The sequence below is a fragment of the Alkalimonas sp. genome, from assembly GCF_020831925.1.
Classification (GTDB): Bacteria; Pseudomonadota; Gammaproteobacteria; order Enterobacterales; family Alteromonadaceae; genus Alkalimonas.
In genome coordinates this window covers 1-21288 of sequence record NZ_JAFIFQ010000033.1, presented here as the reverse complement: position 1 = coordinate 21288, position 21288 = coordinate 1, and the positions used below count along the sequence as shown (strand labels likewise).

19 protein-coding genes are annotated in these 21288 nt (G+C 54.1%); 7 read left to right on the top strand and 12 right to left on the bottom strand.

All coding sequences use genetic code 11. The features are described from left to right. Genes JJU14_RS11185 through JJU14_RS11160 form a run of 6 tightly spaced genes read right to left on the bottom strand, consistent with a single transcriptional unit; the run spans position 1 to position 3700 of the window. Entirely contained in the window at positions 1-1419 is a 1419-nt protein-coding gene (locus JJU14_RS11185) for a proton-conducting transporter membrane subunit (RefSeq protein ID WP_228613569.1), read from the bottom strand. Continuing rightward, positions 1416-1688 carry an NADH-quinone oxidoreductase subunit K gene (locus JJU14_RS11180; protein WP_228613567.1) on the bottom strand — a complete coding sequence of 91 codons (273 nt, stop codon included), beginning with the start codon at positions 1686-1688 and terminating at the stop codon, positions 1416-1418. The genes JJU14_RS11185 and JJU14_RS11180 overlap by 4 nt, the downstream gene beginning before the upstream one ends. Further along, positions 1685-2620, bottom strand: coding sequence for a hydrogenase subunit MbhD domain-containing protein (locus JJU14_RS11175; RefSeq protein ID WP_228613565.1), 936 nt, complete (start codon positions 2618-2620; stop codon positions 1685-1687). Before JJU14_RS11175 ends, JJU14_RS11180 begins: the two co-directional genes overlap by 4 nt. Next, positions 2617-2916: a monovalent cation/H(+) antiporter subunit G gene (gene mnhG / locus JJU14_RS11170; RefSeq protein WP_228613563.1), complete on the bottom strand. Its 300-nt coding sequence runs from the start codon at positions 2914-2916 to the stop codon at positions 2617-2619. Before mnhG ends, JJU14_RS11175 begins: the two co-directional genes overlap by 4 nt. After that, positions 2913-3167 carry a monovalent cation/H+ antiporter complex subunit F gene (locus tag JJU14_RS11165; RefSeq protein WP_228613561.1) on the bottom strand — a complete coding sequence of 85 codons (255 nt, stop codon included), beginning with the start codon at positions 3165-3167 and terminating at the stop codon, positions 2913-2915. The genes mnhG and JJU14_RS11165 overlap by 4 nt, the downstream gene beginning before the upstream one ends. Beyond that, the gene (locus JJU14_RS11160) at positions 3161-3700 is read right to left on the bottom strand and encodes a Na+/H+ antiporter subunit E (RefSeq protein WP_228613559.1); all 540 of its coding nucleotides are present in this window, start codon (positions 3698-3700) and stop codon (positions 3161-3163) included. The genes JJU14_RS11165 and JJU14_RS11160 overlap by 7 nt, the downstream gene beginning before the upstream one ends. Positions 3701-3936: 236 nt before the next feature. On the opposite strand from JJU14_RS11160, the gene JJU14_RS11155 reads away from it, so the two are divergent. Further along, positions 3937-4959, top strand: coding sequence for an aspartate carbamoyltransferase (locus tag JJU14_RS11155; RefSeq protein ID WP_228613557.1), 1023 nt, complete (start codon positions 3937-3939; stop codon positions 4957-4959). A gap of 16 nt (positions 4960-4975) precedes the next feature. Next, complete coding sequence (hemL, locus tag JJU14_RS11150; RefSeq protein WP_228613555.1) at positions 4976-6265, top strand: glutamate-1-semialdehyde 2,1-aminomutase; 1290 nt, start codon at positions 4976-4978, stop codon at positions 6263-6265. On the opposite strand, the gene JJU14_RS11145 is transcribed toward hemL, so the two are convergent. The 6 genes from JJU14_RS11145 to pepB all read right to left on the bottom strand — a co-directional run bounded on the left by JJU14_RS11145 (position 6262) and on the right by pepB (position 17060). Continuing rightward, the gene (locus JJU14_RS11145; protein WP_228613553.1) at positions 6262-8343 is read right to left on the bottom strand and encodes a winged helix-turn-helix domain-containing protein; all 2082 of its coding nucleotides are present in this window, start codon (positions 8341-8343) and stop codon (positions 6262-6264) included. The genes hemL and JJU14_RS11145 overlap by 4 nt on opposite strands. Before the next feature lie 100 nt (positions 8344-8443). After that, on the bottom strand, positions 8444-8716 hold the full coding sequence (locus JJU14_RS11140) for a hypothetical protein (RefSeq protein ID WP_228613551.1): 273 nt from the start codon (positions 8714-8716) through the stop codon (positions 8444-8446). 84 nt (positions 8717-8800) lie between these two features. After that, positions 8801-10987, bottom strand: coding sequence for a winged helix-turn-helix domain-containing protein (locus JJU14_RS11135; RefSeq protein ID WP_228613549.1), 2187 nt, complete (start codon positions 10985-10987; stop codon positions 8801-8803). Positions 10988-11121: 134 nt separating this feature from the next. Further along, positions 11122-13233 (bottom strand): penicillin-binding protein 1B, encoded by a 2112-nt coding sequence (gene mrcB / locus JJU14_RS11130; protein ID WP_228613547.1) that lies wholly within the window; start codon positions 13231-13233, stop codon positions 11122-11124. Continuing rightward, a complete protein-coding gene (gene hrpB / locus JJU14_RS11125) occupies positions 13230-15677 on the bottom strand; it encodes an ATP-dependent helicase HrpB (protein ID WP_228613545.1) in 2448 nt (815 codons plus the stop codon). Before hrpB ends, mrcB begins: the two co-directional genes overlap by 4 nt. A gap of 87 nt (positions 15678-15764) precedes the next feature. Then, positions 15765-17060 (bottom strand): aminopeptidase PepB, encoded by a 1296-nt coding sequence (pepB, locus tag JJU14_RS11120; protein WP_228613543.1) that lies wholly within the window; start codon positions 17058-17060, stop codon positions 15765-15767. A 222-nt stretch (positions 17061-17282) separates the two neighbouring features. Between pepB and dksA the strand changes: the two genes are divergently transcribed. The 5 genes from dksA to panB all read left to right on the top strand — a co-directional run. Then, on the top strand, positions 17283-17732 hold the full coding sequence (gene dksA / locus JJU14_RS11115; protein ID WP_091338161.1) for an RNA polymerase-binding protein DksA: 450 nt from the start codon (positions 17283-17285) through the stop codon (positions 17730-17732). Between the two features lies 1 nt (position 17733). Beyond that, the gene (gene gluQRS, locus JJU14_RS11110) at positions 17734-18627 is read left to right on the top strand and encodes a tRNA glutamyl-Q(34) synthetase GluQRS (protein WP_228613541.1); all 894 of its coding nucleotides are present in this window, start codon (positions 17734-17736) and stop codon (positions 18625-18627) included. 68 nt (positions 18628-18695) lie between these two features. Then, positions 18696-20168, top strand: coding sequence for a polynucleotide adenylyltransferase PcnB (gene pcnB, locus JJU14_RS11105; RefSeq protein ID WP_228613539.1), 1473 nt, complete (start codon positions 18696-18698; stop codon positions 20166-20168). After that, positions 20165-20674 carry a 2-amino-4-hydroxy-6-hydroxymethyldihydropteridine diphosphokinase gene (gene folK, locus JJU14_RS11100; protein WP_228613537.1) on the top strand — a complete coding sequence of 170 codons (510 nt, stop codon included), beginning with the start codon at positions 20165-20167 and terminating at the stop codon, positions 20672-20674. Before pcnB ends, folK begins: the two co-directional genes overlap by 4 nt. An 85-nt stretch (positions 20675-20759) precedes the next feature. After that, a partial coding sequence (panB, locus tag JJU14_RS11095) for a 3-methyl-2-oxobutanoate hydroxymethyltransferase (protein ID WP_228613535.1) occupies positions 20760-21288 on the top strand: 529 nt, incomplete at its 3' end.

The following is a 21288-nucleotide window of genomic DNA, read 5'->3' as shown; positions in this document are numbered from 1 at the left end:
TCAGCCTCCCAGCCAGCTCAATAGCGACCCACTGGCAAAAGCCAGCATCCAGACCAGCAAGGCAGGCAGCAACGCCAACCACTGTGGCAACAAGGCCGGGGCAAAGTCAGGACGCACGGGTTTAGCCCGATTAAAAGCCAGTACCACCAGACGAAAGATGTACGCAGCAGAAAGTAAGGTACCGGCCAGGATCACCGGCAACAACCACCACAGCTGACTGTGCTGCCACAGTGGCAACAGCAATTGCCATTTAGCTACAAAACCACCACTCGGGGGCAGGCCAATTAAACTGCCGCCAGCTACCGCCACGGCAAACATGGCCAGTGGCATGGTCTGGCTAGCACCGCGAAAGGTACTAAGTCGCTTGCCACCTAACCGCAGCTGCATTTCACCAACGGCCAGAAAGGTGGAGGTTTTAGCCAGCGCATGCGCCAGCACAAAGATAAAGAGTGCCTGGGTAAAAGCCGGATCAGTCAAATGCAACATCAGGCCAAGTGCCAGCAAGCCATAGCCCAGCTGCGCCACGGTCGAATAAGCCACCATCACTTTGGCGTAAGGGGTCCGTAATGCCGACCAGCCACCCACCACTAGCGCCATACTGCCAGTGAGCAAAAACAACCAGCTGCCGGTTACCGCGAGCTCAGGTCCTGCCAACTGGCTCCAGATCATGTAGAGCATAAAGAGAGGCCCTTTTACCACCAGCGCCGACAACAAAGCACTAACCGGAGCCGGCGCCGCTGCATGGGCGGCGGGTAACCAGACATGCAATGGCCAAAGCGCCGCTTTGAGCATCAGGCCCGCCGTGATCAACCAGAGTGCCAACCGGTGATCGACCGGTTCTTCGCTGATAGCCACGGCCAGTTGGGGTACATCCAGCCAACCATAATGGCCATAGAGCAAAGCGACTCCCAACAAATAGCAAAGAGACGCAGCCAATGACAGCAACAGATAGCGCATGGCTGCCTGCAAGGCTTTTTTACCGCTCAGTAGCACCAAAGCCACGGCTGCCAGCCCCAGCAGCTCCAGAGTGACGTACCAATTGAACAGATCAACCGACAAAAACAACGACGATAAAGCCGATTGCAATAACGCAGATAAGGGCCAGAAATCAGCCGACAAGCCAGCATCACGCCATTGACTTAAACTGTAGCTGGCGACCAGACTATGGATCAAAGCGGTCATCAACAGCAATAAAGCCGAGAGCTCATTCAATTGCCAGCGAATAGCAAGGCCAGTCTGCCAGCCGCCCAACTGCATACTGGCTGGTCCAAAGGTCACCACCTGCCACAAAGCCGCCAACGCCAGCAGCAGGCTGAACAAGGTACTAAGCCAAACCAGCCTGGCGGCCTGACGGCGCCAGCACAAAGCCAATACAGCCGCCAGCAGAGGCAGTAACACAGCCGCCAGAGCGAAGTTCATGCCGACTCCGACAAGGTTCGGGCGACCAGGGCCAGTGCAAAGGCAGTGGCACTCACCGCCACTACCAGGCCAGTTAGTACCAGAGCATGCAAGACGCCATCAGCCGGATCAGTGCGGGCAGCAAGCGTCACCATCACCAAAAAAACGGCAGCGCCCATCAGATTCAGCGCAATAATACGTCGTAACAACTCAGGGCCCCGGATCAGGCCGTAGCAACCAATGCCCCAGAGGCCAGCGGCAATCAACAGATACCAATGCACCAGGCTCATGCACCTAGCTCCTTGCGTTCACCCACCACCAACAAAGTTAGGGTCAGGCCTATTGCCAGGGTGGCACTGAGCTCAATTAACAGGATCAGCCCTTTGGCCAGCGGCAGTGGCCAACGCAACCATTGCGCAGCCTGCTCTGGCTGCCAGTTCAGCCACAGACTAAGTAACCCGGCCAGCAAAAAAGCCAGTACCCCAGCCAGAATCAATGCCCGCACCCACCAGAAATCGAAACGAAGTGCCGGTAGCTGCCCATTAAGCCGCAACACCACCAGCGCAGCTGCCAGCAAGGCTCCGGCCTGGAATGCCCCACCTGGCGCTGTAGCCCCGCGCCACAGCACAAAAAACGCCACCAGCACCAACAGGGGCAATAAGCGTTTGCTCCATTGCCTGGCCAATGGCCAGTGTTGCAACGCCGCAGGCTCAGGCGCTGCGACTAAGCGAGTTCCGAGTAAAGCCAGTAACAATACCAGCAATTCGAGCAAGGTGTCCCAGGCACGGAAGTTCAGCAGCACAGCCGTCACCAAATGCTCGGTACCACTGCTGCCCAGTTGCTCCAGCGCTGCTGGCAGCTGGCTGTGTTGTGGCTGCAGCGGCAGCTGCCAGAGTGTCCAACCAAGCACGGCACTGATCGCACTACAAAGCAGCAAGGCCGGCAAGCGCTCCACCCGGCCTGCTCCTTGTGCCGGCGCTAACGATTTGGGTTGTCGTGCTAACGCTGAAAACAGCAAGGCACCGGTCAGCCCTGCCCCTATGGCTGCTTCTGCCAGCGCCAAATCGGCTGCTCCCAGCCGAGCCCAGGCCAGGGCCAACATCAGGCCGAACACCACATAGAGCATCACCGCTGCCGCCAACTGGCGAGCTAGTATCGTCGCCAGCGCTAACAGCAACAGCAACAGCCCCAGCAAAGCATCAAACCAAAAGTCACCGCTCATTCTGCTGGCTCCTCATGGTCAGCCTGCTGGTCACGGCCATATTGTCCAAGCAACTGACAGGAAATGGTACCGGATAACATGACCAGCCCCCAGATCAGCAACATGAATAGAAAACGCTGCCAATTCGGCTCCAGCAGCGCCAGTCCCAGCACAATAAAACCAAGGCCAAGGGTATCGGCCTTGGTCACCGCATGCAGTCGGCTAAAGACATCCGGAAAGCGCAGCAATCCCAAACTGCCTGCCAAAAAAAACACCAGCCCCAGCACCAATAAAAGCACAGCCGCCCAAACCATCATTTGCGCTGCTCCTGCTTTAATCGCTGGACAAAAGCAGCAGGCACCACGGCAGCCAGCAACGCAATGATCAAAGCGACCTCCAGCAAGGCTGGCTGGGCCAGTGCCTGAGATAACAGCAACAAGATAGCCACGCCACCACTGCCCAGTAATTGAATAGCCAACAAACGATTGACCAAATCCGGTCCACGCCAGACCCGCCATAAACCCAGCAATACCGTGAGTAAAATAGCGGCGGCCATTCCCATCAACATAAGGGGCTCTCCTCAGCCAATAGCTGACTTAAGCGCTGCTCTAGCCTGGCGACCCCCTGCTGCCAGTCACTGCTGTCCGTTAACAGGTGCAGCTCCAACCAAGCCGCATCATCGCCGGATTGATCGGATAAACGACTACGGCAGACGGTAGTGCCAGGCAATAAACTAATCAGGCAGGCCAGGACACGCTGCGCACTGGCTTGCTGCAGGCGAATGGAATAACGCTGCCAATTCGGAGCAATGGCAGGGACAGGCTGCAGCGCACGCCAGGCGACATCAAAGCCCCCCCGCCACATTTCTACCAGGAAATAGCCGGTAAAACCAGGCAGGTAGCGCCAACGTAGTCGAAGCAAAGGCACAGACCAGCGCTCAGATAACCAGAGCAACAGCGGCAACAACATCAGAAAAAACCACCAGCCCTCGCCACTGCTTAATAGTGCCCACAGCAGCCCATACAGGACCGCACGCCAGACTAAGCGTTGCAGGCTACTGAGGGATGAGCTGCTTGGCGGCGGTTCTGTGGTTGAGCGCATGAGTATCCTTTGAATGTTGAGTCAGTCTAACCTTTACTGATTGAAATAAAAAACAAATCACAATTTATACTATGGGTAAACCCTGGAAAATTCAAACCGACAAAGCGAAACATCACCTAACTGCATTCGCCTTTCACCTACTCTATGACGTATAATCAGCAGCCAGCAGCAGACTGCCCGGCAAGCCCGTATTGCGGCAGTCACCCGTCAAACCATCAAATCACAGGCAGCAGCATATGAGCTTCAAAGGCCAGCATATTCTTTCCGTCAGTCAGTTTGATCGCGATCGTATTCAGCAGGTGTTTCAGGTAGCCCGCAGCATGGAGCCTTATGCCTGCCGAAAAAAGCGTACCAAGGTGCTGGATGGGGCTATTTTAGGTAATTTATTTTTTGAGCCCAGTACCCGTACCCGGGTTAGCTTTGGTTGTGCATTTAATTTGCTGGGGGGGGAAGTACGCGAAACCACCGGCATGCAAAGCTCTGCACTGGCCAAAGGCGAATCGCTGTACGATACCGCCCGGGTGCTGAGCAGCTACAGCGATGTGATTGCCATGCGTCACCCGCAGTCCGGCTCAGTGGCTGAGTTTGCCGAAGGCAGCCGGGTACCAGTGCTGAACGGCGGTGACGGTGCCAATGAGCACCCAACGCAGGCCTTACTGGATCTTTTTACCATTGAAAAAGAGTTGGCCGCCAGCGGCCAGAGCATTGATGGTATGCATATCGCTATGGTCGGCGACTTGAAGTTTGGCCGCACCGTGCATTCACTGGCCAAGTTGCTTTGTCTGTACAAAAATATCCGTTTCACCTTGATATCGCCAACTGAGCTGGCCATGCCAGATACAGTAGTTAGTGCCATTGAAAACGCCGGCCACAGCATCGAGCTCAGTGACAGCTTTGAAGGCAAGCTGGCGGCCGATATCGTCTATCAAACCCGGGTGCAGGAAGAGCGCTTTGCCAGCATCGACGAAGCCAACCTGTATCGTGGTAAGTTCCGACTGAATCAGGATATTTACACCCGGCATTGCAAGTCCAATACCGTCATTATGCACCCACTGCCACGCGACTCTCGCCAGGATGCCAATGAACTTGATAACGATCTGAACCTGAACCCGAACCTGGCGATTTTCCGTCAGGCCGATAATGGCGTGGTGATCCGCATGGCACTTTTTGCCCTAACGCTAGGGGTAGAACACCTGGTTAGCAAGTACGAGTGCGATGTGCCCTGGTACAGCAATAAATCTTCCTTCTCTCCGCTTTAATGTCCAAGGACCCAGCATGAACAAATCCAAGCAACTGTTTGAACGCGCCCAACACACCATTCCCGGCGGCGTCAATTCGCCGGTACGGGCTTTTAAAAGTGTCGGTGGTACACCAATATTTATTGAAAAAGCCGACGGCCCTTATATTTTTGATGTCGATGGCAAACGCTACATCGATTACATTGGCTCCTGGGGACCAATGTTGTTGGGGCACAATTACCCGGCCATTCGCCAGGCGGTGCAACAAGCGGCAGAGAATGGCTTAAGCTTTGGTGCACCTTGCCCGGCTGAAGTTGAGATGGCTGAGCTGGTTAGCAAGCTGGTGCCCAGCATGGAAATGGTGCGCATGGTCAGCTCCGGCACCGAAGCCACCATGAGTGCCATTCGGTTGGCACGCGGTTACACCGGCCGTGATACCATTTTAAAATTTGAAGGTTGTTACCACGGCCATGCCGACTCCTTGCTGGTAAAAGCTGGCTCTGGCGCTCTGACATTAGGTGTACCGAACTCGCCAGGCGTGCCGGCAGACTTTGCCAAATACACCCTCACTGCTGAGTTTAATAATTTGCAGCAGCTCGAAGCAATCTTTGCCGAGCGTGGGCAGGACATCGCCTGCATCATCGTCGAGCCGGTCGCTGGCAATATGAACTGCATTCCGCCAGCGCCGGGGTTTTTAGAAGGACTCAGAGCACTCTGTGATCAATACGGCAGCGTGTTGATTTTTGATGAGGTCATGACAGGTTTCCGGGTCGCACTTGGCGGTGCTCAGGCGGTCTATGGCGTCCAGCCGGATTTAACCACCTTGGGCAAAATCATCGGTGGCGGTATGCCAGTCGGCGCCTTTGGTGGCAAGCGTGCTATTATGCAGCAGATTGCGCCCACGGGCCCGGTATACCAAGCCGGTACTTTGTCAGGCAACCCGCTGGCAATGGCCGCCGGTTTGGCTGCATTGAATGCCATCCGTCAGCCAGGCGTGTATGAGGCCCTAACGGAGAAAACCAGCCAGCTGGTCGCCGGTATCAAAGCTGCAGCCGATAAGCATGGTGTACCCCTTGCTACCACCCAGGTAGGCGGTATGTTTGGTCTGTTCTTTACCAAAGTGCAAGCCATCAGCAATTTCGCACAGGCCACCCAGTGCGATATCGAAGCTTTCAAACGCTTCTTCCATCTGATGCTGAACGAAGGAGTGTACCTGGCTCCTTCAGCTTATGAGGCAGGCTTTTTATCGCTGGCGCACAGTGAAGCCGATCTGGCCGCTACCATAGCGGCTGCCGATCGCAGCTTTGCCCAACTGGCAGCAAGCTAAGGCGAACGTTCCGGCAGTAAACGGACAATATCGCTGTCTTGCTGCCGGTTTAATTGCAACAACCAGTTCTGGCCACTACGATCACTGTAGATGGCCACTGCTGTCTGTCCTGTTGGTAATGCGATCTGTTGCGATTCACCCCGCCAACTTTGCAGGTGTAAAGTGGTACTGCCTGGTTCTAACCAGGCGATGCCTTTATCGTTGCTCAACCAAAGACCATCCTGGCTAATATCCTGAGGGAAACCCATCAACGTCAGCTCCGTCAAGCCGCCACTGGGATGCCATAACTGCAGCTGTGCGGACTGATCACGCCGAATCAGCAAGCCTTCGTCAGCACAGCGCACATCCAACACATCATTTAACATTGGTTCAGCACTATTGGCCGCCATACGGAACAAACGCCAACCAGCGGCTTGATCAAACTCTGTCCAGTACAATTGCTGGCGGCACACCTCAACCCGGCTTATTGCTGTACCCTGCGGCAAAAGAGAATGCAGCTGGCCTGTACTTAGATCAACCTGAAACAACTGACTATTAATAAGCGCCACCAATTGCTGTCGGTACCAGAGTAGTTGTTGTATTTGCTGATCAGAGCCCAGATCCGTCAGTTGACGAAGCTGATCACGCCATGCAAGCCAGACTTGTCCGTGGCCGGAACGATTTGACACAAAAGCAACTTGCTGCTCTGCCAGCGCTGCCAATCGCTCACTGCGATTGGACGCAAACCAACGCTGCCAGGATGGCTCAGCCCCAGCCAACTGCAAAAACCACAAGTCGCTGATTGGTTCTGCTCCGGCAACCGCAAGGATCTGCTGATCAGCAAAGACTAAATCGGTCAGGTCGGCAGATAAAGGTCCCAACGAATCTCTTGCTTTACCCGTCGGACTAAGACGCTTAAAAGGTTGCTGAGGTTGTCCTAACCAAAGTTGTCCATGCAATTCAGCCAACTCTGTCAGTTGCTTTGGGTAATTCCGTAGTACCTGCCAGCTGCCATCTTCTGGCTGAATCCGAATCAGCTGGGTTTGGCTAAAGCTAACTTGAGCCAGCACATACAATGCCTGTTCATGCGCCAGCAATCGATGAATACTCAATGCCGGTATGGGTCTATCCAACAGCGGCTCTGCTACAAACTCAGAACCAGCTACCATACTCTGGTTGCGCCATAACTGAAAACGACTCTGATGACCTGGCAGCTTATCCAGCCAGTACAACTGATTGTTTAACTGCACCAATCCGGCTCTGAGCCACTTTTCACAATGGGTAAGCCGCTCTGGTGTCGCAAACTCCGGCAAAACTGTCTGTCGGTACAAACCGCAGTCATGCTGCCCGATGGCATTGAAATAAATTGCCGTTCCAAACCATGTCGGCTTACCAAGTACTTCAAACATGCTCGGTGCATACCGAGGGGTCATTTGCTGCTCTGATTGCAGTACCCATTGCCACCCACTTTGGCCACTGGCTTGGTGTTGGTATAATAAGCTTTGTGCTGCAGGATCCCAGACAGGTAATTGCTCGCGACCATTCAGGGCGCTGACGGGTTCAATCCGGGTAAATACTGGTTGTTGGCTGCCAAGCGTCAGATGCGTCAAGCCATAGGCAATAATGCCGCAGCTTAGCAGCAAGGAAACAACTGCCAGCACAATAAACTGACGATTCGATTGGCTGGCTGCGTTTAGTTCCGGTGTTGCACTTGTGGGTTGCGTACTATCCTTGTGAATCGCATCCACAGCTTTTGGGCTGGTAAGAGGAACCAGCTCGGCCAACCAGCAGTAGCCTTTTTTCGGAATGGTAGCAATGAAAACCGGCGCTTGGGTATTGTCCTGCAACAATTTGCGCAAGGCGCCAACAGCCCGCATTACCGCACCGTCGGTACCCTCGCCGGCCGGCCACACATCCTCTATCAGTTGATTTTTGGACAGTAGCTGATTTGGATGCAGCAGAAAATAATTCAATAGCTTCTGCAGCCGGGGCTCCAGTGTTGTGGCAGTGGATTCCTTGGCAACTGCTAACCAGAGCTTGCCGACTGATGCGCGATAACACCAGGGGCCAAATTGAACCAGAGGTTCCAGATTAGACAAAACAATCCGTCCTTACACGAGGCATGGACGGATTATAACGGAATCCAGCGAAATTTCAGGTATGTAATTGTTACAGAGTTATGCAATGGCATTAAAGCACTTACGCGTTGCGAATTGGCTGATCAGGCTCTTTGCAAATTGGGAACCAAAGGCAAGCGTACAAAGATTCCAGATCCAGCCCCTCTCCAACGGAAGATTCTACGTCAATTTGCTGCTGTTGTTGATAATCAGGCTCTTTGCAGATTGGAAACCATAGACACGCAAGCATCGAATCAACTTCCGTTTGTTGAGACTTGATGTCAAAACTGGTTGCTGCAACAACAGCCCCTGAGATAAAAGTAGCGATTGCAGCAGTAGTCATTAATTTTTTCATGGTGTAATCCTTAGTGTTTGCGTTTGACACCTTAAGGCTGCCACTAAGAAAAAAAATTAACTCGATGAAATCCTTATAAAAAAGCTATAAATTTTGCTGCAAGACAGAAATTTCAGCAATATCCATATCTCCACTGCCCATAGACGGGATATAAAATGATTGGCCATCGGCGCTCAGGCTAAAGTAATCTGAAAAAATCGTTCCCAATGAACTGGCTGGACGTATTTGCCCTGAAAGAAGATCCAAGTGCAGCAGTTGATAGCGGTTATCTTCCTGGTAGCTGGAAAAATACAAACCATGATTGGTCAAGACCAGCCGAAGCGGCAACACCCCCTGACTTAGTGATTCCAGATGCTGCGGCTGTGACTGCGACTCTTTTGTTTCCAGATAATAACTCTGACTATGACTGTCACGCCACAGACGGAACTGACCATTCGGGCTTTCCAGATAGAGATCACGCCCTAAATGAACCAGCTCTGCAGGCATGTTTACATCCACGTCTTGCTTCATCAACTGCCATTGCCCTTGCCTGGATACCGCATAAAATATACTCTGACTATCCCAGCTCCAACTTGGGTTGACGATGTTGGTTTCATCCGGCTTGGACAACAACATCGGTTCAATCCCTTCAGCTAGCAACCAGAGTTGCTGACTGATCAGTGCCAGCAAATAGCGCCCATCCGGTGAAAAACTAAGCTGGCTAATACGCTCATTCTTAACAAATTGCGTCAGTTGCACCTGCCGCCCATTGGGATGAAACAACCAGACTTGCGACTCTCCGGTACGTCTGGATACAACTGCAACAGGACCATCCAGTATTGGACTTGCTTCAGCAAAAGCTTCATTACGATTCGAACTGAACACTTGCTGTTGTCTGCTAACATCATCATCTACCAGAATTTCATTAGGTACCTGCAAGATGTTCAACTGTGAAAATGCGCCAACCGATGCCAGAATCCGGCCCGTTGGACTAAGTTGAATCTCTCGTGCGTTAGAGTCTGTATAGGCCAGCAGTCGACTGGTTCCTTTTGCAATATTGAACGCGGCTAAAGTAGAGCGACCGGTTGGGTAAATGATTTCAGTATCATCAAGACTCCAGTCAACGTTACCTGGCGAGAAGTCACTCAATCGCTTCAGCTTGCGGGTAGAACGATTGGATAAGTCAAGCAACCATAACTCCGCCGCTCCAGAGACATAACGCAAAAACACCAAATGACTACCATCACGGGAGAAGCGGACCGCGTAATCGCCAAAACCTGTTACTGGTGGTACCGTTAACATTTGTGGCTGGCCACCAGCCAGAGGATACAACATCAAGGTCATTTGGTTGTGCCCTTCCTCTCTGGACGGATAAACCAGAGAACGGCCATCCGGTGACCAGCTCAATCGGGCTGAAATAGAATTAGGGCCACATTTTGTTAGCAGTTCATCGGATACAACCACATCTCTAGACTCATTTAACGTTAACAGACGAATTTCACACAAACGCCCTGACAATACTCGCTGATATGCTAACTGGCTGCCATCCGGATTCCAAGTGGCGCCAAAGCTGCTATGAGGCGCTTCGGTTAATGCCAACACCTGGTGAGTCTTTAGGTTTTGCAGTTTTAGCCGAACCACCGAATCACTTGGGCTATTGGCGTAGCTAAAAGCCAGTAGCTCTTCATCCGGTGAGATGCTGTGATAAAACTCGATACCATCCAAAAAGGTAACGGGTTCATAGCGCCACAGTGGGATGGCGCTGAAATCATCGTCAACCGGCTTAGTCACCAACCAAAAATAACCGGCCAACAGCAGGGGCATTAAAATGAACGCTGAAAACAAGCTGCGTCTTTGCCAGCCGCTAGGCTGTTCTGCTGCCTTGGCGGCTTCTGAGCTCTCAGTCACTTGAGCTTGGCCGGATACTGCAGCGAGCGGATGCTCCTCGGTGGGTGCAACCGGTGCCACCAGCCGATAACCGCGCTTCGGCACGGTTTCGATATAAGTTGGTGTGCGACTGTCATCGCCAAGCGCCACTCGCAACACTCGAATCACACGGGTAATACGCCCATCGGATACCGCTCGGATACCCCAGACTTTTTCCAGCAGATCATCTTTACTAACCAACTCGCCGGCATGTACCATCAGATAATTCATCACGTTCTGACATAAATTATCCAACTCGGCTGTTTCTACGACTTGCCCGTTAGCATCAAACTTCACCAGCTTGTCACGTTCTGGTAAATAAGTCCAAGCGCCCACGTTCAATCGATGTTCTGGTTTTATCGCCATAGCCTGTTCACAAATTATCCGCGGTTGTCGACAATTTTAATGCACCATTATCAACTTAAAACTCGAAGAATAACAAGTGCTTTGCAGAATGAGTTTGTCAGATTCCTTTACATGACCCCAACTTGATTACAAAATCATGGTTTGACGGCACTATGGATACGGTAAAACTGCCTTGTTAGCTGCAGAGCACCTGAACTGCCAGTGAGGCCAGTGGAGACATTATCATCCCGCCCCTGCCACACCGTAATCACTTTGTCATCATCCATCGCCACAAACCAACTGTCACGGTAATCACTGGAGGTGCCTGTTTTCCCTGCGAGGTTGGGAAATTGCTGCCCTAAAGCTCGGGCTGTGCCTCGTTGCACACTTTGCTGCATCGCATCGTGCAGCAAGGCTGTGGCTTCAACGCTGTAACGGCGGATCGGTGCAGGCTGGTGCTGGTACAAAGCAATACCCTGCTGGTCCGTCACTATCGCTATGCTGGCCAGGCTCCGATGCACTCCGGCATTGGCCAGCGTTTGGTACAGTTGGGTTACTTCCAGCGGTGATAACTCAATGGCACCAAGTAGAGCTGCCGGATGCAGGGTAACCCGGCGCTGCAAACCAAGCTTGCTGAGCGCGGCTGCCACCTGTGGCATACCCAGCTGCAACCCCAGCCGTACCATAGGCACATTGTAGGAGTACACCAGGGTATCCAGTAAGGTCACTTCACCACGGAAATTTTGATCAAAATTCTGTGGTTGCCAGTCCTGCTGATTGCTGCGCAGCTGAATAGGCGCATCCAACAACATCGTCTGCAAGTCAAAACGCTCGGGCTGATCCAGAGCTTCGATGGCGATCACCGGCTTGATCAAACTACCGATTTGCCGCCTGGCATCGATAGCCCTGTTGTACCCGGCAAAACGTGGGTCGCGTCCACCCACCATAGCAGTCAGGCTGCCCTGGCGATAATTTGCCAACACCACTGCAGTTTCAATTGCAGGATCCAGACCGCGCATGCTGCTGGCAATGGCACTTTCCGCTTGTTGCTGCAGCACAGGATCAAAGTAGGTGAAAATCCGCAAGCCGCTCTGTTGCAGGGTTTTGTCTTGCAGCTGACTGCGCAGCTCCTGCCGTACCTTTGCTAAATAGGCCGGGTAGCGATCCGACTGATGCTGGCCCCGGGCAATTAAGGCAATCGGCTCTTCCAGAGCTTCGCGGTAAGCTTGCTGATCCAGCATGTGCTGTTCGAACATCAGCCGCAACACCAGATCACGCCGGCGCTGCGCCCGCTCCGGATTACGCCTGGGATCATAAAAAGAAGGCCCCTTGATCAGGCCAACCAACAGCGCCGTTTCTGCTGCCGTCAGTTCATTCAGCGGTTTGGCGAAATAAAAGCGGCTGCCAAGACCAAAACCATGCACCGGATGCGCAAAATTTTGACCAATGTAAACTTCATTGATATAGGCTTCTAAGATCTCGTCTTTGCTAAAGCGCAGTTCTAAAATCAGCGCCATCAGGGCTTCATTGATTTTACGCCACAGGGTGCGATCCTGCGTCAGGTACATATTTTTGGCCAGCTGCTGGGTTAACGTAGAGCCCCCCTGCACCGTTCGGCCAGCGGTCATGTTCACCAGAAAAGCGCGCAGGATGGCCAGTGGGGCCACGCCATGATGCCGGTAAAAATCGCGATCCTCCACCAGCAACAGCGTATCACGCAGCAAGGGCGAGACTTGCTCCAGTCGCAGCAACTCACGATCTTCCTGCTGTGCTGAAATCAGGTGCTCAATCAACGGAGCTTCCAGGCGGGCCATGCCTGATTCAGGTACAACGGCCGGTATCGTCCATTGGATCCGTTCAATCCGTTGCTGTCGAAACTGCACCAGAAAGCGCTCTGGCGCTGCATAGCCATCGGCAAAATAAAATTCACGCCGGTAAATATCCACCGCCTGGTTGGCCAGCCGGAACTGGCCCGGGCCAGTGATGTCCGATACCCGGCGATACTGCAACAACTCCAACTCCTGCACCAGAGCACCAAGAGTGAGCGGCTGTCCTTGCTGCAGCGGCAGGCTACGACCAAAGACCTGGGCTGGCACCTGCCATTTTTGCCCCCTGAAGCTTTGCGTCACCTTGCTGTCCAGGTATACCAGGTAAATCGCAGCCGCTGCCAACATGGCCAGACTCAGCTTGAACAGAGTCCAGCCCAGATAACGCAGCGCCTGGCGAGGTGCCGGTAATTTCTTTTTCAGGTTACTGAGCCGCGTCATAAATTCATCGCTTTAGTCGTTTTAGTGGTAGGCATGGCTTGTGCCGGGTCCTCCGGCCAATAATGTTTTGGATAACGCCCTTTCATTTCTTTACGTACTTCCCGGTAAGCATTGTGCCAAAAACTGGCTAAATCGGCCGTGCGCTGCACAGGTCTGCGCGCTGGCGACAATAGTTCCAGGGTAAGCGGCAGCTTGCCGCTAGCCAGCACCGGCGTTTCTAACTGGCCAAAAACCTCCTGCATCCGCACTGCAACCAAAGGCCCGCCGTCGGCCTGGTAGTCAATCATCAGGCGGCTACCGGTCGGTGCTTGCCAGTGGGTTGGCAATAAGCTGGCTAACTGCTGCTGCGCCTGATAATCCAGCCGGCTTTGCAGCGCCTGCAATAACGGTAGCTGTTTCAGTTGCTGCAAACTCTGGCAATCCAACAGCCAGGGCCCTAACCACGCATCCAGGCTAGCCAGTAAATCATCCGGTTGCCAGCCATGCGGGCATTGCCCGGGTTCCAGTTGCTGCCAAAGCCGCACCCGTGCCAGCCACTGTTCGCTGGCAGCATTCCATGGCAACACTACCAGGCCGCGCTGTGCAATGTACTCCAACCAAGCTTGACGCCGCTGCTCGCCGTTCAGCGCCTGCGGCGCCGGTTTGCGCTCTAAAATACAGGCACCAAACCGTCGTTGCTGCTCACTGATAAAGCGGCCACTTTGTGCATCAAAAGCACTGTGCAGCTGCCAGCTCAGATCTGTAGCAAAATACTGCTGCAGGGTATCGGGGGTCAGGCGCTCGGCCTGACGAATAAGCAAGCCCTGACTGGTTAGCTGCACACTAGCTGCCAGCAACATCGGCTCGCTGGCTAAAGCATGATCAGGCGGTAACACAGTACCGGCACCATTGGCCAGCAAATAGCCTTTGCCCCGCTTCACCGCCACCCGATCCGGATAGGCAAAACACAGCAGTGGCAGCAGTAAATCCTGACGCAGAGTGCCGTTTTTCCTGCCTTTGAGCTGCCGGCACCATTGCTCTGCCTGCTGATAGGCAACCGAGCCTTTTTGCTGCTGCAGGCGCTGCAACTGCCCCCAGAGCGGGCTGTCATCCCGGCTTTGCTCCAGCAATACAGCCAGCAGTGCCGCCAACCAGAGTGCGCCCTGCTCGCCTTGTTGCTCCAGCCCTTCGGCCCGGCACAGCATAGCCGCCAGACGGGGCTCGGTGCCAAGGCTTAGCATACGCTGCCCCAAAGGGGTGATTTTTAACTCCGCGGATAAAGCGCCCAGTTGTTGCAATAACGCCTCTGCCGCCGCCAGGTGCGCCCTGGGTGGCGGGTCCAGCCAAAAAAGCTCACTGGCTTGTACCCCCCAGCCAGCCAGCTCCAGTCGTAGTGCGGTGAGCTCGGCTTCCAGCATATCCGGTGGGGTAAAACCGGCCCGGCGCTGCCATTGACTTTCGCTATCCAGCCGAACACAAAGGCCTGGCGATAATCGTCCTGCCCGTCCGGCTCGCTGAATCGCAGAAGCCTTGCTAATGGCTGCGGTTTCCAGTTTCATCACCCCATGTTTTGGATAAAAACGCACTTTGCGGTACAAACCACTGTCGACCACCACACGGATACCGTCGATGGTTAAACTGGTTTCCGCTAAATTGGTCGCCAACACCACTTTGCGCTGGCCCTGAGGGCAGGCAGCGATGGCTGCCTGCTGTTGTTGCAGCGTTAAACTGCCTAGCAGCGGGTGAACCTGTACTGAATCGGGCAGGCCTTGTTGCAACAACCAGTCATGCGCCAAGCGGATCTCGGCTTGCCCTGGCAAAAACGCCAGCAGGCTGCCCTCTTCCTGCTGCAACAATTGCCAGCAGAGCCGGGCCACTTGTTGCCAGACAGGTTGGCGATCCGGGGCTTGGTACCGAATGCTGACCGGGTAACTGCGACCTTCACTTTTCAGCACAGGTGCATCCAGTGCTTTGGCCAGTTGCTCAGTATCCAGTGTGGCCGACATCAGCAACAGCTTCAAATCATCACGCAGTTGCTGCGCTTCCAAACTCAGAGCCAGCGCCAGATCGGCCTGCAAGGAGCGTTCATGAAACTCATCGAAAATCACCAAGTCCCAGGCGCTTAACTCGGGATCTTGTTGAATGAAACGGGTAAGCAGGCCTTCGGTCACGATCAGCAAGCGGGTGGCCGCACTGCTTTTGCGCTCCAGCCGCACCTGATAACCAACCGTTTGACCAACCGCCTCACCCAGTTGCGATGCCATGTAACTGGCAATGCTCTTAGCAGCCAGCCGCCGTGGCTCCAACAGCACTATTTTCTTGCCGGCAAATTCAGGCTGTTGCAGTAAATAAAGTGGTAACCAGGTGGATTTACCAGCACCAGGCGGTGCCGACAGGATCACCCGCTGCTGCTGACACAGTGCAGTCACAAGATCGCCAGCTATGGCAGCAACAGGGAGTTCCATCGCAGTTCGGGTCTCACAGAAGTTGGGATAATGTCTCCACCGCTACTACCGACAGAGACACCTCAAAACGCAAGGTTAGCACCACGCTCAGGCTTTACCAGCTTCCTGACGCAGGGTTTCGGCAATGGCACGGATCCCCATGCCGGTCGCGCCAGCGGCCCAGAGGCCAGTATTGCTGCTGTTAAAAGCAGCCGCCAAATCAAAGTGCAACCAACCTTTACCACCCTCCGGCACAAATCGACTTAAAAAGCCGGCCGCATTGCTGGCGCCGCCGCTGCCACCGCCTTTCATGGGACGGCTGTTGGCGGTATCGGCATAAGGCGACGGGCACTGCTGTTGATGCCAGGGTGCCAGCGGCAGTGGCCAGGTCGGCTCCTGCACCAAGTTGGCATAGCCCAGCGCCCGCTGCTGCAGCGCCGTATCCAGTGCAAAAAGTGCGTTGTAGTCATTGCCAAGCGCCACCATAGCGGCACCGGTGAGGGTGGCGGCATCAATAATCAAAGGGGCGCCGGTTTCAGAGGCGTACAACAGGCCATCGGCCAGCACCAGACGGCCTTCGGCATCGGTATTAAGGATTTCAACCGTGGTGCCGTTTTTGTAAGTCAGGATATCACCCAACTTGTAGGCATGGCCGCTGATCAGGTTTTCAGCACAGCACAGCACCAATTGCACCCGGTGCGACAAGCCTTTTTGGATGGCCAGTCCAAGTGCTGCCGTTACGGTGGCCGCCCCACCCATATCGCATTTCATATACGACATGGATTCACTCGGCTTGATGGAGTAACCACCACTGTCAAAGGTAATGCCTTTGCCCACCAAAACCGCATCGATGGGCGCATCGACGTTGCCGGTTGGGTTGTAATCGAGCACCAGCATGACCGGCGGTCGCTCGCTGCCACGGCCTACGCCATGAATACCTACCCAGCCTTCGGCCAACAGGTCATCGCCCCGAATAATGCGATGGCTGATGGCATCGGGAGCCAACGGCGTTAAAAATGCAATGGCTTCATTGGCCAGTGCTTCGGGTGATAATTGCTCTGGGGTTTGATTGGTGACCTGACGGGCCCAGCCAAAACAGCTGGCCAGCTGCTGCAATTGGGTCGCCTCTTCCCCATACCACTGCACACCAGTCAATTTTTTTGCCGAGGTAAAGCCCAGATAAAAGGCCCATTGCAGCTCCAGGGTCCAGCCGTCGCCGCTCAGCTCTACCTGTTCAATGCCCAAACTATCGAGCTGGCGGGCCGCTTTTTGAATGCTACGCGCTGGCTGCTTGTTATCCGGATGGATTTGATAACCTTCAGCGGTCGGCGTCAGGCTAACTTTTTTGCCCCACTTTTCTGCGGCGGCATCAGCTTGCAACGAAATACGAATCATATCCGTCATAAAAAACTATCCTGTATCGGCTTGGGTAAGTAAGTGTTTTCGATTGTACCATGCTGAGGCAAAAAGTCAGTTAAGCACACATCGAATCAGTTGCTCTACCGAAAACAGATGACGTACGGATGTTCACTCTGTATACTTCTGCGTCTTTAATTTGCGATGTGCTTGATATTCTGTTATGAATATCCGCCATTTTTGCTTGGCTGTATTGTACAGGAGATGACTATGCCAGAGGGCAAAGCAAACAAACCGCTGGGGTTATTGGCCTTAGCCGGAGTGGAGCCTTATCAGGAGGCTGTGGGCGAAGAGTACATGAACTCCAAGCAACGGGAGCACTTCCGGAAAATTCTGGATGCGTGGCGCAAACAATTGCGCGAAGAAGTGGATCGTACCAAAACCCATATGGCTGATGAAGCGGCCAACTTCCCGGACCCGGTCGATCGTGCTGCCCAGGAAGAAGAGTTCAGTCTGGAATTACGTGCCCGCGATCGTGAGCGTAAGCTGCTGAAAAAGATCGAGAAAACACTGCAGAAAATCGAAGACGACGATTTTGGCTACTGCGACACCTGCGGTATCGAGATCGGCATCAAGCGGCTGGAAGCACGGCCAACGGCTGATATGTGCATCGATTGCAAAACCTTAGCGGAAATCAAGGAAAAGCAACTCGGCGGCTAAGATGCCAACGCTTGCCTCTCTCCCTGTGGGCCGGTTTGCTCCATCCCCATCCGGCCCGCTGCATTTTGGTTCACTGGTGGCAGCTCTTGCCAGCTACCTGCAGGTGAAGTCCAGCCAGGGCCAATGGCTGGTTCGCATCGAAGATATTGATGAACCCCGCAGCCAACCTGGCGCGGCAGACACTATTTTGCGCAGTCTGGAGCAATTTGGTCTGTTGTGGGATGGCCCTGTCTGGTATCAGAGTCAGCGCAAGGCCCGTTATCAGGCCATCTTTGAGCAGCTGCAACAGCTGGGACTGCTGTATGGCTGTGATTGCCCACGCAAAAGCATTGCTGCCATGGGCGGTCTTTACAATGGCTATTGCCGCTACCGGCAGCTTAGCCCCCCCCACCCACAACCGCTGGCCTGGCGCTTGCACTGCCCCGAGGTTGCCACCGAATTTACCGATCTGGTACTGGGCAAACAGCAGCTGGAGCCGGCTTTTTGCCAGGAAGATTATGTTATCAAACGCCGCGACGGCCTTTTCGCCTATCAACTGGTCGTGGTGGTCGATGACATTGATCAGGGGGTCACTGAAGTGATGCGTGGTGCCGATCTGCTCACGATGACCACACGCCAGCAGCAACTGTTTACTCTGCTCGGCGCAACAGCGCCCCAATACGGCCATATTCCCCTGGCCAGCAGCAGCCCGGGCCAGAAGCTCAGTAAGCAAAATCATGCGCCCGCACTGGATGCCTGCCAGGCAGTACCCTTGCTGCTGCAGGCACTGCAGTACCTTGGCCAGCCAACACCGGCTGAACTGCAGTCGGCTTCGGTCGCCGAGCTGATTGCCTTTGCCATCAGCAACTGGCGCCTTGAGCAGGTGCCCAAACAGACAGAAATCCTGCTCAATTGATGGCTGTGGTGCTTTTTTATTGCACGGTTTGGCATAAAATGCGGTAAAATAACAGCCTAACTATCTCAATGCTGCCAAGGCAGCCTATTATTACGATTCAGGAGCTTGCCATTATTTCCCGTGTGCTCGATTTTTGCCGGCGCAATCTGCGTAAGGGCAACAAAGCTGAGAAAAAAACCGCTTTGGTATCACCTGGCGTCTTGCCTCCGCTGAAGCGGCTTAGCCGCGACCAACACCCGATTTCTCGCAAACAAATCAGCCCCAATGCGCTGAAAGTGCTGTATCGCTTAAAAGATGCCGGCTTTGAAGCCTATTTGGTGGGTGGTTGCATTCGCGATCTGATGCTGGGGTTGGAACCCAAAGACTTTGATGTGGCCACCAATGCCAAACCGGAAGAAGTACGGCAAGTGTTTCGCAATTGCCGGCTGATTGGCCGGCGCTTTCGGCTGGCGCATGTCTTGTTTGGTCGCGAAGTCATTGAAGTCGCCACCTTCCGTGGCCACCACAGTCAGCCGGATGAAAGTGAAGAAGGCCAGCATCAGCTGTCCAAAGCCAGCGAAGAAGGGCTGATCCTGCGCGATAATGTCTATGGCAGCATTGAAGAAGATGCTGAGCGCCGGGACTTTACCATCAATGCACTGTACTACTCGATCAACAATTTTGAAGTGCTGGATTTTGCCAATGGTGTCGAGGCCATTGCCGAACGTAAAATTGAATTGATTGGCGATCCTGAAACCCGTTACCGGGAAGATCCGGTGCGCATACTGCGTGCCATCCGTTTTGCTACCAAGCTCAATATGCAGATAGCCCTAGGCACTGCCGAACCTATCCCTCAGCTGGCGTCTTTGTTAAAAAGCATTCCACCGGCCCGTTTGTTTGAAGAGTTTCTGAAACTGTTTTTGGCCGGCAAAGCCTTCGACAACTTTATGCTGATGAAGCAGTACGGCATCATCAAGCAGCTGCTGCCCTCCTTGCACAAAGCCATTGCTCAGGAGCCTGAAGGCAAGGTCTTTCAGTTGGTCAGCCAGGCATTGCAGGATACCGATCAGCGGGTTGCTGACGATAAACCAGTGACTCCGGCCTTTTTGTTCGCTGCCTTTTTGTGGTATCCGGTTGAAATCCGCAGCCAGACCCTGCAGCTGGAAAGCGGCTTGCCGCCGGTGGATGCACTCAATATTGCCATGACAGAGATATTAAGCGATTTGCAGCAGCGCATTGCCCTGCCAAAACGCTTTAGCCTGGTCACCCGCGATATCTGGTCACTGCAAAACCGTTTAGCTCGCAGTCGCGGTAAGCGGGCACTGACTTTGCTGCAATTGCCAAAATTCCGGGCCGGTTACGACTTCTTGCTGCTGCGCGCCAAAGCCGAAGGTGGTGAGTTGCAACAACATGCCGACTGGTGGCAGCGTTTTCAGCAAGAAAACGAAAGTGGTCAGCAGCAGATGCTGCAACAGGCAGGCCCCGCAGCCGATGGCCCATCCGGCAAAACCCGGCGCCGGCGCAATTACAAACGCAAGCGCAGCAGTCAGCCAAAACCATGAGCGCACAGAACCAGCAGCGCTGCTTTATCGGCCTGGGTGCCAATCTAAGTGAGCCGGTGGCGCAGCTAAAACGTGCCATCGCAGCCCTAGCCGAGCTGCCTGCATCAAGCTTGGGCAAGGTGTCGTCTTTGTATGCCTCCAGGCCGATGGGGCCACAGGATCAACCCGATTACGTCAATGCCGTGGCTGAACTCCATACCGGACTAACCCCATTGCAGCTGCTGGATGCCTTGCAACAGATTGAGCAGCAGCAAGGCCGGGTTCGAAAAGCCGAGCGCTGGGGGCCGCGCACGCTGGATCTGGATCTGCTGCTGTATGGTAACGCACAACTACACTGTGAGCGCCTAACCGTGCCGCATTATGGCCTGGCCGAACGTGAGTTTGTGCTCTACCCTTTGCAAGAGATAGCCGCCGACCTGCAGTTACCGGATGGCCGCAGCATAGCGCAGCTATGCCTGCAGGTGCCACGCCGCGGTTTAACTGCTATTGGCAGCGCGCACAGCTAACTGGCAAGCTTAAAGCTACTTGCAGCCAGGCAAACTTTATGACAAGGTGCGCACCGACTATTTTCAGAAGAGGTCTGATCAGATAATGGCTAAGATCACCACCGCAGTGCTGCAAAAAATGAAGCAACAGGGCGATAAAATTACGTCCTTAACCGCCTACGATGCCAGCTTTGCCAAGCTGTTTGCCGATGAAGGCGTCGATGTGCTGCTGATTGGCGACTCACTCGGCATGGTGCTGCAAGGCCATACCGATACCCTGCCGGTGACCGTGCAGGACATCGCTTACCATACCCGCGGTGTGCGGGCCGGCGCGCCCGATGCCTTTGTGATTGCCGATCTGCCCTTTATGAGTTACGCCAGCACAGAACAGGCCTTTGCGTCCGTTACTCCGCTGATGCAAGCTGGTGCCAATATGGTGAAGCTGGAAGGCGGCGACTTTCTGCTGCCGACCGTGCAGGCGCTGACCGAGCGAGGTGTGCCGGTGTGTGGCCATTTAGGCTTAACCCCGCAATCGGTGCACTTGTTCGGTGGCTACAAAGTACAAGGCCGCAGCAACGAACAAGCCGATGCCATGCTGCGTCAGGCCAAAGCACTGCAAGACGCCGGAGCCCAGT